This is a genomic window from Shimazuella sp. NTD247 (genome assembly GCF_059510415.1).
The window spans coordinates 212,786-229,453 of the sequence record NZ_JCAJZU010000003.1; the positions used below are offsets into that span (position 1 = coordinate 212,786).

Here is a 16,668-nt window from a genome sequence, read left to right on the forward strand (position 1 = left end):
AATACTGGGAGAAAAATATTATCTTCTTTATCTGTCTTTTTGAAAAAATACTCATTATAATAAAAATTAAACAGACCCTTTGAGAGAAAAGAGACATAGGTGTTTGTGCTTAAAGAAAACAAGAATCCAATAGAGATTCACGACGGCAGTAATACCTTTGAACTGGTTGAAGCAGCACAGGGTGCGAGAATTATCGTACTTGCCTTTGGGGTTCCGGGTTCAGGTAAATCTACTGTTCTCCGAGAAATGGCTGATGATTTCAAAAAATATCACAGTATGAATCCTGTTTTCTGTGATTTGGATGATCGGCAAACAGAATTTCGAACAATTTTTATACTCTTGTCGCGCTATTTTTCGTTCATCAAAACGAAAAAAATTGTTCTTCCCTCTGGGAGTGACAAAGCAATGCAAGTCACGTGGTTGTGGATTTTGGATCAATTGTCAGATGATTCTAATGATCCAATTTTTATCTGTGATGCAGGTCCCAATTTTTGGATGCGTTTTCAGTTGGTGACTACTGCCAGAATGGTAGCATATCTCCGCAATAAAATCGTTCAGGCATATGGCTTGGATCTTCCAGAGCTACGATTTCATGTCCATCTGCTTGAACTAATAGCTCCTGTGGAGGTAGCCTTTTGGCGAAATTATATTAAAAGAGAAAGAGTAGTTCATCCGAAACCTTTTTGGAATGCAGTAAGAGGAGTAAAAAACGCTTTTCTGCAAATGCTTGCATACTGTGACTCTTGGGGGAAAGTCAAAAACGGCATTACTGCCAAACGTAAGAATGTCTAATGATGGAAATCTTATATTTATCACTTTAGACTAGACGGCGGTTTCAACATTTTGTTGAAACCGCCGTGTGAGTTTTCATAGTCAGTAGACAGAATTAATAGTAAAATAATGATAACTTCCCTACTTATAAAGAGAGATAAAGATGACAGAAGTAGACCCTCTTGCTGAATTGACACAAATGTACAAAGATGCGATCACCTCCATTTGCCTGATTCCAGGGGCGAGACTGCCAACTGTGAAGGAACTTGCCTCCAGTTATGGCTTGGATGGGCATTCCGCGAAAAATATACTCGATGAGCTCAAAGATGGAGGATATTCTAGGCCTGAAGCTGATGGTCTACCAATTGTCGCAAGACAACAATGGTCGAATCCTCCAAAGCCCGTACTTGATTCTCTTCCTGCCGCACTAAAGCGTTCATTTAGACAGGATGAGGCGAGAATTGATTTTGCGGGTTTTACAGGCGAAACATTGTGGGCAGCTATCAGGCAAGCAATTGAAGTCTCGATGGATTCTGAACAGTTCCCTCGTCTTATCGCCATCCGTGTGATGGTACCTGATTCGAAAAAGAAAATGGCTCTCCCTTATGTTCTCGATAATCGAGAAGATGATGGTGCACGTGAACGATTTGATGATTTGAGCCAAATGATCACCACGAAAATGCGATCGATCAAGGATTTGCAGACTGTAGATTATGGTCGGGTCGTTTTTCAGGTCTCACTTGAAATCGGCAGAATCCCCTATTTTTCGCCGATGGATAAGATCATCATCATTAATCAGTCCGAAGTGCTTACTGGAAGCTATATTCCTGTCAAACATCGGGTTGAACTGCACGATGTTTCTAAGATCATCATGGATATTCGCGGACATCGTATTAACATGTATCATTCGGAAGAAGCAGGTTTCGTTCAAGAGAAACTGGGTCAATATAACCGTTGGTGGGAGATTGCTGATAAGGAAACATTTTAATTTTCTCATCAGCTAAAACAGGGTCAGAGATAATATATCTCTGACCCAAGCTCTATATAAAATTAGATAATTATGGATTACGGATAGATGAGCGGCGGTGACAAATTGTCACCGCCGAATGATTCCACAATAACTTACTTTTGCGGGAAGGAAGAAATATAAGACTTTTCGTGTTCTACAATCCGAAGTGCTTTACGGGCTGCTGCCTCAGCAGAATTACCCAGATTGTGGACGAAAATTTCTACATCCAAAGCAATCTGGTGGGAACACTCCAAAACTTTCCTTTCTTCTGTGTCCCTGGAATCTCGATTTTCCTCCATAAAGAGCTCGCTGATGTGAGCTTCTTTGTCTTTTAGTGAAGTGGAAATATCTTCTGAGATGGTGAGTGTCTGCTTAGCTTTCGCTTTTACATCTTCAAGAGCATTGCTCCAGACTTGGAGGGATGCTTGGAAGTTCTCCTTCGATGCAGAGAGAGTCCTTTCCCGAAGCATCTGCACATTTGATAGTGCAACTGTCAGGTCATGAAGGTGTTCTTGATGAGTGGCAGCCAATGCGAGATTATTGAGAATGATTTCTCTATCTTCCCCCCAAAGTTTCCAAACTTCTTGCTGAATCGCTTTGAGGTTCTCCCATGTCTCGCGAATTCCTGCTTCGGAACCCTTCCAGTTGGCTCGAAATTTCTGTTCGAGGTGAATCAGTTCCCGCATCCTTGGATACAGTGTCACCATCTTAGGGATATCACTGGCGCTCATTGCTTCTTTTACTTCTGCAATAGTTTTCACTAGCAGACGCAGGTTCGTTTCTCTATTATTTTTGTGAAAGGTTTGACGCCGATGGATAATTGGATCTACTACAATTCGTTCGTAGCTATCGCCAAATTCTCCATGAATGATTGAATCCCAAGCTTCATGCATTGAACGCCATGCTTCTTGATCTTGTAGAGTGGTTACTCCACCATGGTTCATTGCGTTCGTCAAGTCATTGTAATCGACATAAACCTGATGCACATACCGAACATTTCCTACCCTTTTGGAGGCACCCATAATCGTAAAGGGGAAAGAAGGATCACCCCAACGATTGGTGACAAAGATAACTGTCTTCGTCATCGACTCCAGCATATAACGTGCTTGGACTTCACCCATCGCTCTTGCAGTATTCGGCTCATCGGGGAAGTCAATGACTACTGTCTCCAATGGCCCACCAAAGACAGAACGAACGAGGTCTGGGTTTTTTGTATTGAGTTTTTCGATCTCCAAAGTCATGCTTTTGACATATCGCTTCCAGGCAAGGTAATTGCCGGAACCGACAATTGTCATAGGCATTCGTCCAGCTCTCCAAGCAAAATCGTCGAGGGTCGGGAAGTCTAGTTGCTCGATCATGTCATTCTCTATTCTGTGTTTTTATTGCTAGTGACTTACGATCATTATACTTGATGTCAGAATATACTGCTAGATAAAGGTTATGCCTTACGTATCAATTTTTTAGCAGAGCACAATCGATACACCTATCAAAAATTTGTCACATAATGGAAAAAAAGGGAGGGATGAAAAACACATTTCAGCAAGAATCTGACATATAGGAACAGTAATATTGAGGTGGGAATGGTATGAAAAGGTTTTGCAATGCAATGGTTTTTGTCATTTTTTTATTTAGCTCTACTGCTTATTTTATATTTTCTAAGTCAACATTTGTCGAAGCAGCGTCAAAGGAGCAAGCAAGTTTTATTGATTTTGGTACGATCCCACAGGAGTCATATCTGGCTTATTTAAAAAAGACCGGAAAAATAAGAGATACTGCAAATATGGAACAGACATTAAAGAATTATCTGCATAATCGCCAAAATCCTTTTCCTTTCACACAAGGTATTGATACAACAAGTGACTTCGGGAAAAAAATCTATTTACATAAACAGAAAATATTGCAGCAAACCATCCAAAAAGTAGATCGAACCATAGATTTCTCTCGTTTTCCTTTTACTAACCATCAAGATAATGCGATTGTAGCTCTGATGGAATTTCCAGATCTTCGGCATAACAAAATTTCCAATAAAGCCGATAGTAGTTTCTGGGTGAAAGATTTTAATAGTGATCATTACCAGCAGCTTATTTTTGGTAAACAAAATTATGTAATGGATAATGGGAAAAAATTAGTGACAGTGAACCAATATTATCGCCAACAATCGGCCGGATCATGGTCTTTGCAAGGAGAGTCAACAAATTGGTCACTTGCAAAACATCCTGCAGCATATTATGGTGCCCACCATCAAACAGAAGATTATATTCAAAATGATGTGAATCCAACTGCACTAGTAAAGGAAACATTGCAGCAGGTCGGAAAAAAAATAGCAGGCAAAGAAGCACGGTATGATCAAAGAGATCCTTATGACCTTGATGAAGATGGGAATGTGATGGAGCCGGATGGGCTGCTGGATAATTTATTTATTGTTCATGCGGGATTAGGGGAAGAAGAAGGCGGTGGAGATGATACGATTTGGTCTCATCGATCAGTCATTGGACCCGAACCAGTAGCAATTCCGGGAACGAAACTGAAAGCGTATGACTATATCATTCAGCCAGAAGATGGGGCTAGCGGTGTATTTGCACATGAATATGGACATAATTTAGGGCTGCCAGATGAATATGATACAAGTTACACAGGAACAGGATCACCTGTGGAGGCGTGGTCGCTCATGTCTTATGGAAGTTGGACTGGTGAAACCCTTGGAACGGAACCAACAGGTTTTGGGCCTTGGGATAAAATGTTTTTTTCAGCCACTTACGGAGGAAATTGGTCAACACCAACGGTTGTAGATCCAGCAAAGAGTAAACGACCCATTCCAGTATTACTAAATGAAGCAGTGGCAAACAACAAAAATGGAAAAATGGTAAAAATAAAACTCCCAAATCGTATCGTTTCGCCTCCTCTAGAACCATTAGGTAAAAAGTCTTATTATTCTACCAAAGGCAATATGCTGAATACCAAATTAGTATCGCCAACAATTGATTTAAGAAAGAAGCAAAAGGCCAATCTATCCTTTGATACTTGGTATGATATCGAAGCTGGATATGATTTCCTTTATGTAAATGTGTATATTGATGGGGCTGATAAACCAAAACAATTAGCAGCATTCACAGGCTCTACAAAGAAAAAGTGGGTAAATAAATCATTGGATCTATCGCCCTATGCTGGTCATCAAGTGAAGTTAGAATTTCAATATGTGACAGATGTTGGGGAAGTAGAGGAAGGCTTTTATGTTGATAATATAATGATAGATAGTGATGGGAAAACAGTAGTAAAAGATGATGCCGAAACCAATACACCGTTTCAACGAGATGGTTTTCAATTTTTTGATGGCTCCCCGATTGCATATCCAAATTATTATTTATTAGAGTGGCGCACGCAAAATGGAGTGGATCAAGGGTTAGCACATTTACGAAGACATAATAGTTTTTTGCGCTACGACCCGGGACTGCTCGTCTGGTATTACGATGGAAGCTACGGGGAAGACAACCAAACTGGACTCCATCCTGGCGAAGGTTTTTTAGGAGTGGTGGATGCTCATCAAGTCGGGCATTATTGGAGCGACGGTAAAGTAGGCTCAACACGCTACCAAGTGAATGATGCTGCGTTTCATCTTATCCCAACATCTCCAATGAATATTGTTTATCCTGATATGAAAATGACGTATCCTTCCGAGAAAGGAATAAGTCTTTTTGATGACAGGAGTGATTATAGCAGTCCTTTTAATGCCGCAGGAGGTAAAATACTGCCAAAGCAGGGGATTCAGGTACAGATAAGAAAAGTGAGTGCAGATACGCGGAAAGTGCTGATCGAAGTTAATAAGCGGTAATAAAACCACTGCTGCCCCTCTCAGATAAGCATCTGGAGGGGCAACATACTGACATCACATGCCATGTGTTACTTCATGTAGTAGTCACACACAGCATGGAAGATTCCGCCGTTCACGGCTCCTTCCATTGTGGAGGTGCCGACCGAAGCGACACGACTCTTGTTCTTGGCGATCGTTTGCCGCCATCCGAGGTACTCGGTCAGAGGAATACCAGCCTGCTGGTCCACCTTGTCCATGTTGGACTCGATGTAACCATAGAAGCCAGCCTGTCCCTTTACCAGTGCCTCGAAGTTCTCAGCCTTCCCTGTGGCAGGAGTCTCCGCGATGTTGACAGCAGAGCCATCGAAGGCAGCAGCTGACATCGTGCTCTTCGGACAGACGTCCGCGAGCATGACGAAACGACCGAAGAGATCCTTGGGCGCGATGTGGGAGATGTTGATGCGCTTCCCCTCATCCGTGCCTACCCCGTACGTAGAAGCGGCGATGACGTAACTGATGAACAGACGAGCAGCGGGGTTGAATCCGAACTGCTTAGCCTGCTCATCGGCCTCGATCATGCTGACGTACTCAGTGGTGACGTCGACGCCCTCTTCCGCGCGGAACAGCTTCTCCGATTCCGAAGACATGCTCCGGAACGTGCAGCCGCTGTGCCCACAGTCGTGGAATGCCAGCGCGAAGAGGAACGCCTGCTTGATGGCGTCCGGGAACCCCTTGGATGCTCGGTTCGCGAAGCGCTTCTGGAGCATCCTGGGGAAGAGCTTGAAAACTCCTTTGGGCTTCGAGATCAGCTCTTCGTAACCAGTGAGCAGATCCTTGCCGGCCTCCACGATCTCCACGAAGTGTCGGAGATTGTGGTAAGCAGGATTGGAGTACTGCACCGTCTTGTGTGCTTCGATGAGCGCTCGGAACAGGATATTCTCGAAATATTCCCAGGTAAAGGACTGGAGTTCCTCACCGTTCTCGGGGTAGTAGTTCAAGAGGTCCTGCTCAAGCGTCCCAGGCAGACGGTACCAAGTAGAGAACTCCACTGGGACCGGGAAAGCACCCATGTGAGGGCGAATCGCAGCGTAGTTCCAGAGAGCCTTGGCGGTCATAACTACCTTCCTCGGTGTGTGATGCTAGTTGATTGAGTTATAATTAATATAACATTATATAAATAGGATAGAAAGGTGTAAAAATTGAAATTTTATAAATATTACTAATGTTGATTATAGTTATAGTCATATTATAAAATATTAAATTATTTATTGCGTTTTATTCTTTGCAGTGTGAATTTTTGTTAGGAGGAAACATGGATTATACATCTTTGCACACTTTTCCTGTTCGAGATGAAGCTAAGAAAAAATTACAAGAAGATTTAAGACTACAAATAAAAATTATTCCATATGACAATGATCCCCGTATTGTTTGTGGTATCGATCTCGCTTACCACAATGACAAAGCAGTCGCAGTGTTAATTGCAATGAAACATCAAACCAAAGAAATAAAAGAGATCGTCCATCATGTTGATAGCGTAGAAGAAGCTTATATGCCGGGAATGCTTGCTTTTCGGGAGCTTCCGCTCATCTTAAAAGCTTGGGAGAAGCTCACTGTTGAACCAGATGTTGTTTTTTTTGATGGAAATGGGATGCTTCATCCACGCAGAATGGGAATTGCAACACATGCTTCGTTTTTTCTGCAAAAACCAACCATTGGAATTGCTAAGACATATTTAATGGGGCAACATGAAGCATTGGGAGACAAGCAAGGGGATTATCAATTTATTTATGACCAAGGGGAGTGTATTGGAGCGATTGTCCGTACACAAGCGGGAATAAAACCTGTCTATGTTTCCGTAGGAAATTATATGACATTAGCAGATGCCATTCGATTGAGTATGGATCAAGTAGGAAAAGAGAGTAGAATTCCAGAGATCGTTCGACAAGCGGATATCTGGACGCGTAAATTGCGCAGAGAACTTCTCGAATAACTAACCATTTCTTGCCAGCGAGAAATGATATAGTAGAATACATAGCGTAATTATATTTGCTTGGGGGTCTTAGGATGAAATTTCAGTTATTACGTCATGCGACCATGTGGCTAGAATATGCAGGAAAGAAAATAATAATAGACCCGATGTTTAGTTTGAAAGGAGAACTGGCTGCAACTCCAAATACACCAAATCAAAAAGCGAATCCGCTTATCGATTTATCATTAGATGTGAAAAATTATTTGCATCCAGATGCCATATTTCTTACTCACTCTCATCGGGATCATTTCGATGATGCTGCGATCGCTCAATTGCCAAAGGATACTTTATTTCTTTGTCAACCAGTGGATAAAGAAAGAGTAGAAAAAGAATCATTTACAAATGTAAACGCAGTTGAGACACAATATAATTGGGATGATATTACTATCTTTCGGACAAGTGGACAGCATGGACGCGGTCAGATTGGCAGACAAATGGGTGAAGTATCTGGTTATGTTCTGCAAGCTGCATCTGAACCTACTGTCTATATCATTGGTGATAGTATTTGGTGTGAGGAAGTAGAGCAGGCTGTTTTTCAATATAATCCAGAAGTAATTATTGCTTTTGCTGGTGCTGCACAATTTCTAACTGGTGGAACAATTACGATGGATAAGGAAGATATAAAACAATTGCGGCTAGCATCACCATCAAGTCATATTGTTGTGACACATATGGAAGCTTGGAACCATTGTCTGTTAACAAGAAAGCAGCTAAGTGATTATCTTGTACAATTGGATATCATAGATCGTATTCATGTGCCGCAAGATGGAGAAGTGATTTCTTTTCCATTTATAAAACCCCAGTAACTGGGGTTTTATAAATTTTCTTTCGCTATAAGTTCATTTTTTTTGATCATTGATTTTGAAATACGCATTTTTGAGAAAGTAAACACCAGTAGTGCCAGCCAAATAAATCCAAAACTGATAAACTCTATGGAAGTAAACTGCTCATGGAAGAAAAAGATTCCAAGTACCAAGTTTATCGAAGGGGCAATATATTGAAAAAAGCCAAGTGTGAACATAGAAACTCTCTTCGCGCCAATGGTAAACCATAGTAACGGCAAAGCAGTGATAATGCCGGAACATAAGAGCAAAAAGATCAAAAGACCGGAAGCATGTCCAATAATACCTGTCCCATTATATTCAACAAAAACAAGATAAAGTATAGCAAATGGTGTAATTACAATTGTTTCTAATGCAAGTGATATCATCGCATCCACTTGAACTAACTTTTTTAGTAGACCATAAAATGCAAAACTAAGTGCGAGTGATAAGGAGATCCAAGGGACTTGTCCATATTCAATAGTCAGAATAATTACACTAATAGATGCAAGACTGAGGGAGATGATTTGCCATTTATCCAATCTTTCTTTCAAGAAAATCATGCCAAAAGTAATGCTTATTAATGGATTAATATAATATCCCAAACTACACTCAATGACATGTTTATTGGTAACAGCCCAAATATAAATAAACCAGTTAGCACTGATGGCAATCCCGCAGCCAAATACACACAAAAGGGTTTTGGTGTTCATAAACACTTGTTTAATCCTATGCCATTGCTTTCTTATTGTAATCAATATAGCTACAAATACAAAAGACCAAACAAAGCGGTGAGCTAAGATTTGAATAGATGGTATTTTACCAAGATAGTCCCAATAGATAGGTAATATTCCCCAGGAAATAAAAGTAGCTATCACATAGCCGATGCCTGTTTTTTCCTCTTTCTCCAGTGATGACATTCCAATAACCTCATTTCCAAAAAATTAGTTATCTATTATTAAGAAAATATTGTAAAAAAGAGTAAAATTATTTATGACAATCCTATCACATTTAATAATTATTATATACTAAATTATAATACTTCATTTTTTTGTTAAAATGATCTGATTGTTTCCTATTTACGTATTTTTTCGATTTCATTTGAGTGACCACTTTTGGTTTGTTTAAATTTGATATATATCTAGATTTAAATGTTTTTATTGTTAAATAGATTGAACGTAAAGTTTACATTACTTATAATGGTACTAATCAGAAAGAAAAATTGTATTCTCATTATTTGTTTTTTTATGAAATTTCATTTTATTCTAATTAACTGGGACGGTGCATCATGAGTGAACACCTTATGAACAATTAATTGCATCAGCTAATGAACCTCTTGTATTAATAACTAGCAAGGAATCAGCTCCTTTCTATCCAAAAGAAGCATACTCACACGTGGAGGAAATTGAAGATTATGTGCTCAATCCCATTGTTTTTCATCGTGCGATTCAGTTACACCAAAAATATCAATTTCAAAAAGTAATTCTGTAACAGAAGCAGATACGATTCCTGCTGCAAAACTACGAGAGTACTTTCAAATTGATGGTCAAAATGTAGAAAGTGCTATTAATTACCGGAACAAGGTGATTATGAAGCAGAGGGTAGCAGAAGCTGAGCTTCGTGTGCCGAATTTTAAGCATATTCATGATGTCATCGATTTGCATCGATTTTTGGATGAGTATGGATATCCAGTAATTATCAAACCTTTGGACAGTTTTGGCTCGATTGGTACTACAATACTTCGAACGAACGAAGATTTAGAGAAGTTTTTAAAAAGCAGACCCATCATGGAAAATGTGGAAAACAATTTTTAAACGGGACGTTATATACAGTTGATGGCATCGTTGCAGCGAATGAAGTTGCATTTATTAGTGTTTCGGAAGCAGTGGGTGGAAATTTTATCGATTTGGATCATAGTGGAATTTCGGAATTCTATCAGTTAGATCCAATAAATCCATTAGGAAGACGTCTGATAACGTATTGCAAACAAGTGATAAAAGCTTTAAAAACTCCTAGAGGTACAGCTTTTCATACTGAGATTTTTCATACGGAAAATGATGATATTGTACTTTGTGAAATTGCAAGCCGTCCATCAGGAGCACATATTGCTCAAAGCGTAAAGGCGATGTATGGAATAGATTTGACACAAACTCATGTAAAATTACAAGCAGGTGTTTCTGTCCAATTTCCGAAGAATGGAGAGAACTATTTACTTGGGATGTAGAAGTAGAAATTTCTTCTTAATAATAGGAACGCAGTATAAACACAAGAGAAAAAAACCTCAAAAAAGGACAGTACATTAAGTAAGTTTTGAGGTTTGTTTTGATGTATTTCAGATTGGTACATGATACCGGCTAAATCGAATAAGACTTGTGCCTGGTTGAGTATATTGCTAGTGTCGCATCTTTCGTTATGTTAGTTCCCTGCTGCTTAAATGAAGGATTAAATGGTTGTATTTTAATAATGTTTACATCTATGTTAGTGCATACAAGCATAGCATGTGATAATTTTCCTTATTATTAATTTAATAGTGCATATAAAATATAAATGTTTTTATTGTTAATTAGATTGAATATCATTTGGCAATTTCTTATAATGGTACTAATTAGAGAACAGGTATTTTTTCTCTAATTTTGGAAATAAATTATGGATTGGACGGTGCATCATGAGTATATTAATTCTTAATTTTTCGCCTCACGACAGAACACCATATGAACAATTATTTGCAGCATTAGATGAGCCGCTTGTTTTAATTACAAGCAAAGAATCAGCCCCATCCTATCCAAAAGAAGCTTATGATCATATGGAAATAATTGAGGACTATATGCTTCACCCTATGATCTATCACCGTGCTATTCAATTACACAAAAAATATCAATTTAGAAAAGTAATATCAGGTTTTGAACCAGATATTATGGCAGCTTCCAAATTGCGTGAATACTTCCAAATCGACGGTCAAGATGTAGAAAGTGCGACACAATATCGAAACAAAGTAATTATGAAACAACAGGTAGCAGATGCAGGATTGCGAGTTCCGATGTTCAGACATATCCATGATATTATTGATCTCCATCAATTTTTAGATAGATATGGTTATCCTGTCATTGTAAAGCCTTTGGACAGCTTTGGTTCTATCGGTACTGCAATCCTTCGTTCGGAGACTGACCTAGAAGCTTTTTTACAAGGAAAGCCAAAGTTGGAAAACGTAGAAGTAGAACAATTTATCTCTGGTACTTTATATACAGTCGATGGTTTAGTTGCAGATGGGGAAATAGCCTTTATCAGTGCTTCAGAGGCGGTTGGAGGCAATTTTATTGATTTGGATCACAGCGGAATAACAGGATCTTACCAATTGCACCCTTCCAATCCATTGGGAAAACGCCTGATAGCATACTGCAAAAACGTGATAAAAGCATTAAAAACACCTGAGAATACTTCATTTCATGCGGAAATTTTCCATACTGATGATGATGATATTGTGTTATGTGAAATCGCAAGCCGTCCTTCCGGTGCACATATAGCGCCAAGTGTAAAATTTACATATGGTGTTGATTTAACGCAAGCACATGTGCAGTTACAAGCAGGCGTACCGTGTCATATTCCAAATAATGGAGAAGATTATTCTCCTGAAAAATTATCTGCTTGGATTTATTTTAATGTAGAAGACGGTGTATTGCGGTCCCTTCCCACTGGTGAACTGCCAAAAGGGATTTTTGAATATCAAGTTTTCGGAAAAATTGGTGAATCGTATACCAGACAATCTTATGGCATAACAAAAGTTGCTTTCATGTTGATAGAAGGAAAAACAGAGGAAGAGTTAAAACAACGAGTTCAGGAGAGTTGCAAATGGTTCACATCTCAAGTTACTTGGGATTTAGAAGTCACTATTACATCATAAGAGAAAGTTGGCATAGCGATGATATTAATTTTTTGCGCCCGGAAGTTTCCTGTACACGAATGGTACAAGTCATTAGATGAACAATTTGTTTTATTGACAAGTGATGAGATAGTAGATTATTTCCCAAAAGAAAGATATGCTCATATAGAAGCGTTTTCTGACTTTTGGAATAATCCGATAGTTGTGAAAAGGGCGATGCAATTATCTAAGATTTTTCACTTTTCCAAGATCGTTGGTCCGATGGAATTAGATATGATAAGAGTTGCAAAGTTGCGGGAACATTTTAAGTTAACAGGTTCACAAAATACCCAGAGCGCTTTGCAGTATCGGGATAAAGTTTTAATGAAAGATAAAGTAAGCGCTGGCGGCTTACGTGTTCCAAATTACCGAAGGCTGCAAGATGAGGTTGACCTGCTTACATTTATCGAAGAGAATGGCTACCCTGTGCTGATTAAGCCACTGTTAGCATTTGGATCCATCGGGGTAGAAGTTTTTCGTAATGAAGGAGATTTGGAACGGTATTTGAAGCAAAAACCTCAACTGCTTGGTTTTGAAGTAGAAGAGTACATTGATGGTACGCTTTATACAGTAGACGGAGTAGTACAGGATGGACAAGTTGCTTTTATCAGTACGAGTGAATATGTGGGTGGAAACTTAATTGATCTTGACAGTAGCGGAATTAATGGTAACTGGATTATGCATCCTTCGAATCCGTTATCCAAACGATTGATAGATTACACCACCAAAATGATAAATGTATTGGAGACACCTAAAAATACTGTTTTTCATGCAGAGTTGTTTCATACCCATCAGGATGATGAAATTGTACTGTGCGAAGTAGCTAGTCGTACTCCAGGCAGTCATTTGCCGCATATCATTGATCAAACATATGGAATAGATCTAGTTAAATCAACTTTTTTAACTCAGTTAGATATACCTGTTAATGTACCGGTTTCTTCCAATCAAGATCCAGATAAATTATATGGATTTGTTTATTTTACACCAAAAGAAGGTCGAATTCAGGCTCTTCCTTCAGAAGCCCCTCCAAAGTGGGCTGTAGAGTATACTTTGCTTGCAGAAGTTGGACAAGTTTTTCCAAAAGGAGTCAATTATGATTATCCATATGCTTATATCATTTTTGAAGGAGAATCAGAAAGCGTATTAAAAGAGCGAACAACACAAATATGTGAGTGGTTTACTAGCAGGGTTGTTTGGGAAAACGAATTGCGTATAGAAGCATGATAGAAAATGAGATTGCAAAGAGAAAGAAGGTGAAATTCCTTTGAATATCTTGGCTACTTATCGAGCATTTAATAGAGAAGTATGGTTTCTTGCTGTTGTTTCCTTTTTAAGTAGGATGATTACTTTTGTGCTTCTACCATTTATGATCATATATCTTGGTAAAATTGGTATGGAAACAACACAAATCGGATGGATTATAGGATGCGGTTGGATTTTAGGATCGGTTATAGGTCCTGTAGTCGGTTATTTTGCTGATCGATTTGGTACGAGACTTGTCTATTTTTGTATTATGATTTTGTGGTTGTTATCGTTTTTTGGATTTGCGTATGTGGAAAACTTCTATTTGCTTATTTTGATGAGTTTGTTGAATGGAATTGGTCGAACATCGATCGAATCTCTTCTGCTTACACGAATGTATCAATCGGCACCAACAACTGACCAATCCAATGTTTCTAAATTGAATTATATGGTTTCCAATGCCGGGATAATGATAGGTCCATTTGTTGGAACAGAATTATCAAAGCATTATGGAGCGGAAGTTTTTATTGGTTCAGCGATTATTTTCATGCTTTTTTTGTTACTGGATCGTTTTTTTCAGATAAATAAGGTGAGGGAAGTAGCTAGAGACATTATTTCTTTGAAAGCAACCATGACTGTTTTGGGTAAAGACAAAGTACTGTTATGGTATATCGTAGCTGGAACGATTTTTGCGGTTGTGTTTATTCAAATCGATTCGACATTGCCACTTGCCCTGAAAAATGCCAATCAATTTCAATGGTATTCTCCCCTCAGTTTGGTAAATGCATTGATTGCAGTAGTAATCACAACTCCTTTGATCAATTGGTCTGAAAAACGTTCCCTTTCTTCTATGATGTTTTTAAGTGTTTTACTCATGGCAATTGGATTTTTATTTTTTTTGAACAGCTGGATTCCCTTTTATTTTTTAGGTTTTATCTTCATTTCACTTGCTGAAATTTTGTTTTATCCACTCTGGAGAGAATTGATTGGAAATTTAAACCCTTCTCTGCAAGCGACCTATTTGGGTACAACTAATTTTTCGTATATTGGTTATTTTATCGGGTCCGCTTTAGGTGCAGAATTATTCGAATGGTGGGGAATTGGTTTTACTTTTCTATTCTTTGCTATATTGAGTTTGACTGCATTTCTTGCCTTTAAAATGGGTCAACATGTGCTGGAAGCACAAAAAAAGCAAGATCAAGCTGAGATAGTCGCAGCAGAAATCGCTGAAAAAATGTAAACCTCAAAACTGACAAATAATCAGGTCAGTTTTGAGGTTTTTTTTCTAAAATGGATTGCAGTTTCTGTTTATCTGGTGTTACATATAGCGTTCTTTGATCTGCATAAATAACATACCCAGGTCGTGTTCCAGAAGGTTTTTTTACATGTTTAATCAAGGTATAGTCAACAGGTACTTGACTTGATTCTCGTGCTTTACTAAAAAACGCGGCTAACATAGCTGCTTCCCGCAGTGTCTCATCTGATACTTGGTTCGAACGAATGACTACATGGGAGCCTGGTATATCTTTGGTATGAAGCCATGTATCTGTCTTTTTTGCAATTTGGTGGGTTAGTCGATCATTTTGTTTGTTATTTTTACCAACGAGAATACTAGTGCCATCGCTGGCATAATAAGTGGTGGGGGACGGCTGGTTTGACTTCTGCCTTCCTTTTTTCGTTTGCTTTTTGATCCAGCCTTCTTCTGTTAACTCTTCCCGTATTTGCTCGGTTTCGGCAAAATTCGCTTGTGATAGATGTGCGAGTACAGTTTCTAAATAAAGATTCTCTTCTCTTGCAATTTGAATTTGCTCTTCATTGTATCGTTTTCCAGCTTTTAATTTTTGATATTTTTTAAAATAACGCTGCGCATTTTCATTTGGTGAAAGAGTTGGATTTAAGGAGATCGTTACTTCTTGGCCTGATTCATCATAATAATTGACAACGGTGATGGATTTGTCACCTCGTTTAATTTGGTGCAAATAAGTTGTCAACAATTCACCATATAACCGTGAAGTTTCTGCTTTGTTGGCATTATCTAGCTCTTTCTGTAATAGCTTGATTTTTCGCTTGTTTTTTTCAACAGCTCGGGTCAAATGTTGTACCAGTGCATGTGTTTGTTGTCCGACACGATCCCGCTCTGCTTTATCGGAATAAAATTCATCTAAACATAAACTCATGGAGTGAAAGTATTGATGATCTCCTTTTAGATGAGTCAAGTTTATCGATGAAAATTGAGCACGGTTTTGTCTTGTAGTAATTTCAGGTTTGTAACGATGATCGATCATATCTCTTTGCCAATTCCAAAAAGTGTCCCAGAGATCTTCTCGATCGCCTAATTTGGCAGCAGAGATGATTTCTTCGGCTGGAAGTGGACCAAGGCCCATAAATTGCTGAACGAGTTGTTTTGACAACTGACCAGCATTATAATCCAAGCTAGATATAAATGTGTCGTGATCAACAGTTAGAGGATTTTTTTTCGCTTGGTCTGGAGGAGAAATATATTCTAGGCTAGGGAGTACTTGTCGATACTGGCTTGTTTGAAAGCCTACGCGACGCATCGCATCGATGATTTTATTTGAATCAGGGTCCAATAAAATCAGGTTACTATGCCGGCCCATGATTTCTATGATTAGCTTTCTCTCCACAATATCCCCTAGTTCACTTCTGCCTTTTAAGGAAATATGAATGATTCGCTCCATTTCAATTTGCTCTATTTTTTCAATGATGCCGCCTTCCAATTGTTTACGCAATAACATACAGAACATCGGTGGTTCTGCTGGATTTTCATAGTTTGCGGTTGTAAGATGTACGCGAGCATAAACAGGATGGCAGGAGAGCATCAACCGGTGATTTTTTCCTTTTGCTCGAATGGTAAATACGATTTCCCATTGACTAGGTTGATATATTTTGGTGATACGTCCACTTGTAATTTCTGTTTGTAACTCATGTACCACAGCGCGAGTTACTGTTCCATCGAATGACATTCTTCCTACACCCCTTATCTTTCCCATTGTACCTGAACATACAAGGGAAAACCATTCTTTACTTCTAAGTTCGCTTGTCCTGCATAAG

Annotated in this window: 14 protein-coding genes; 10 read left to right on the forward strand and 4 right to left on the reverse strand. The window is 38.9% G+C overall.

Annotated elements, in window-relative coordinates; all coding sequences use genetic code 11:
• Window positions 1-99 precede the first annotated feature (99 nt).
• Together AC5WOC_RS09435 and AC5WOC_RS09440 are read left to right on the forward strand one after the other, a co-directional pair.
• Window positions 100-792, forward strand: coding sequence for a hypothetical protein (locus tag AC5WOC_RS09435; protein WP_496055161.1), 693 nt, complete (start codon window positions 100-102; stop codon window positions 790-792).
• A 142-nt stretch (window positions 793-934) separates the two neighbouring features.
• Window positions 935-1,759 carry a hypothetical protein gene (locus AC5WOC_RS09440; RefSeq protein ID WP_496055162.1) on the forward strand — a complete coding sequence of 275 codons (825 nt, stop codon included), beginning with the start codon at window positions 935-937 and terminating at the stop codon, window positions 1,757-1,759.
• Between the two features lie 134 nt (window positions 1,760-1,893).
• Here AC5WOC_RS09440 and AC5WOC_RS09445 read toward each other — a convergent pair whose 3' ends face one another.
• Window positions 1,894-3,138 (reverse strand): hypothetical protein, encoded by a 1,245-nt coding sequence (locus AC5WOC_RS09445; RefSeq protein WP_496055163.1) that lies wholly within the window; start codon window positions 3,136-3,138, stop codon window positions 1,894-1,896.
• Between the two features lie 227 nt (window positions 3,139-3,365).
• Here AC5WOC_RS09445 and AC5WOC_RS09450 point away from each other — a divergent pair, with 227 nt between their 5' ends.
• Window positions 3,366-5,609 (forward strand): immune inhibitor A domain-containing protein, encoded by a 2,244-nt coding sequence (locus AC5WOC_RS09450; protein WP_496055164.1) that lies wholly within the window; start codon window positions 3,366-3,368, stop codon window positions 5,607-5,609.
• A gap of 68 nt (window positions 5,610-5,677) precedes the next feature.
• Here AC5WOC_RS09450 and AC5WOC_RS09455 read toward each other — a convergent pair whose 3' ends face one another.
• Entirely contained in the window at window positions 5,678-6,703 is a 1,026-nt protein-coding gene (locus tag AC5WOC_RS09455) for a hypothetical protein (protein WP_496055165.1), read from the reverse strand.
• A 197-nt stretch (window positions 6,704-6,900) separates the two neighbouring features.
• Here AC5WOC_RS09455 and AC5WOC_RS09460 point away from each other — a divergent pair, with 197 nt between their 5' ends.
• Both AC5WOC_RS09460 and AC5WOC_RS09465 read left to right on the forward strand, forming a co-directional pair.
• The gene (locus AC5WOC_RS09460; RefSeq protein WP_496055166.1) at window positions 6,901-7,578 is read left to right on the forward strand and encodes an endonuclease V; all 678 of its coding nucleotides are present in this window, start codon (window positions 6,901-6,903) and stop codon (window positions 7,576-7,578) included.
• A gap of 74 nt (window positions 7,579-7,652) precedes the next feature.
• Complete coding sequence (locus AC5WOC_RS09465) at window positions 7,653-8,423, forward strand: MBL fold metallo-hydrolase (RefSeq protein WP_496055167.1); 771 nt, start codon at window positions 7,653-7,655, stop codon at window positions 8,421-8,423.
• A gap of 8 nt (window positions 8,424-8,431) precedes the next feature.
• On the opposite strand, the gene rarD is transcribed toward AC5WOC_RS09465, so the two are convergent.
• The gene (gene rarD, locus AC5WOC_RS09470; protein ID WP_496055168.1) at window positions 8,432-9,358 is read right to left on the reverse strand and encodes an EamA family transporter RarD; all 927 of its coding nucleotides are present in this window, start codon (window positions 9,356-9,358) and stop codon (window positions 8,432-8,434) included.
• Between the two features lie 669 nt (window positions 9,359-10,027).
• Here rarD and AC5WOC_RS09475 point away from each other — a divergent pair.
• From AC5WOC_RS09475 to AC5WOC_RS09495, 5 genes are all read left to right on the forward strand, one after another.
• On the forward strand, window positions 10,028-10,252 hold the full coding sequence (locus AC5WOC_RS09475; RefSeq protein ID WP_496055169.1) for an ATP-binding protein: 225 nt from the start codon (window positions 10,028-10,030) through the stop codon (window positions 10,250-10,252).
• A gap of 92 nt (window positions 10,253-10,344) precedes the next feature.
• The gene (locus AC5WOC_RS09480) at window positions 10,345-10,662 is read left to right on the forward strand and encodes a hypothetical protein (protein ID WP_496055170.1); all 318 of its coding nucleotides are present in this window, start codon (window positions 10,345-10,347) and stop codon (window positions 10,660-10,662) included.
• Window positions 10,663-11,103: 441 nt separating this feature from the next.
• Window positions 11,104-12,336 carry an ATP-grasp domain-containing protein gene (locus tag AC5WOC_RS09485; protein ID WP_496055171.1) on the forward strand — a complete coding sequence of 411 codons (1,233 nt, stop codon included), beginning with the start codon at window positions 11,104-11,106 and terminating at the stop codon, window positions 12,334-12,336.
• Window positions 12,337-12,354: 18 nt separating this feature from the next.
• Complete coding sequence (locus tag AC5WOC_RS09490) at window positions 12,355-13,578, forward strand: ATP-grasp domain-containing protein (RefSeq protein ID WP_496055172.1); 1,224 nt, start codon at window positions 12,355-12,357, stop codon at window positions 13,576-13,578.
• 40 nt (window positions 13,579-13,618) lie between these two features.
• Window positions 13,619-14,836: an MFS transporter gene (locus AC5WOC_RS09495; protein ID WP_496055173.1), complete on the forward strand. Its 1,218-nt coding sequence runs from the start codon at window positions 13,619-13,621 to the stop codon at window positions 14,834-14,836.
• A gap of 25 nt (window positions 14,837-14,861) precedes the next feature.
• Here AC5WOC_RS09495 and AC5WOC_RS09500 read toward each other — a convergent pair whose 3' ends face one another.
• Window positions 14,862-16,580 (reverse strand): Rqc2 family fibronectin-binding protein, encoded by a 1,719-nt coding sequence (locus AC5WOC_RS09500; RefSeq protein WP_496055174.1) that lies wholly within the window; start codon window positions 16,578-16,580, stop codon window positions 14,862-14,864.
• Between the last annotated feature and the right edge of the window lie 88 nt (window positions 16,581-16,668).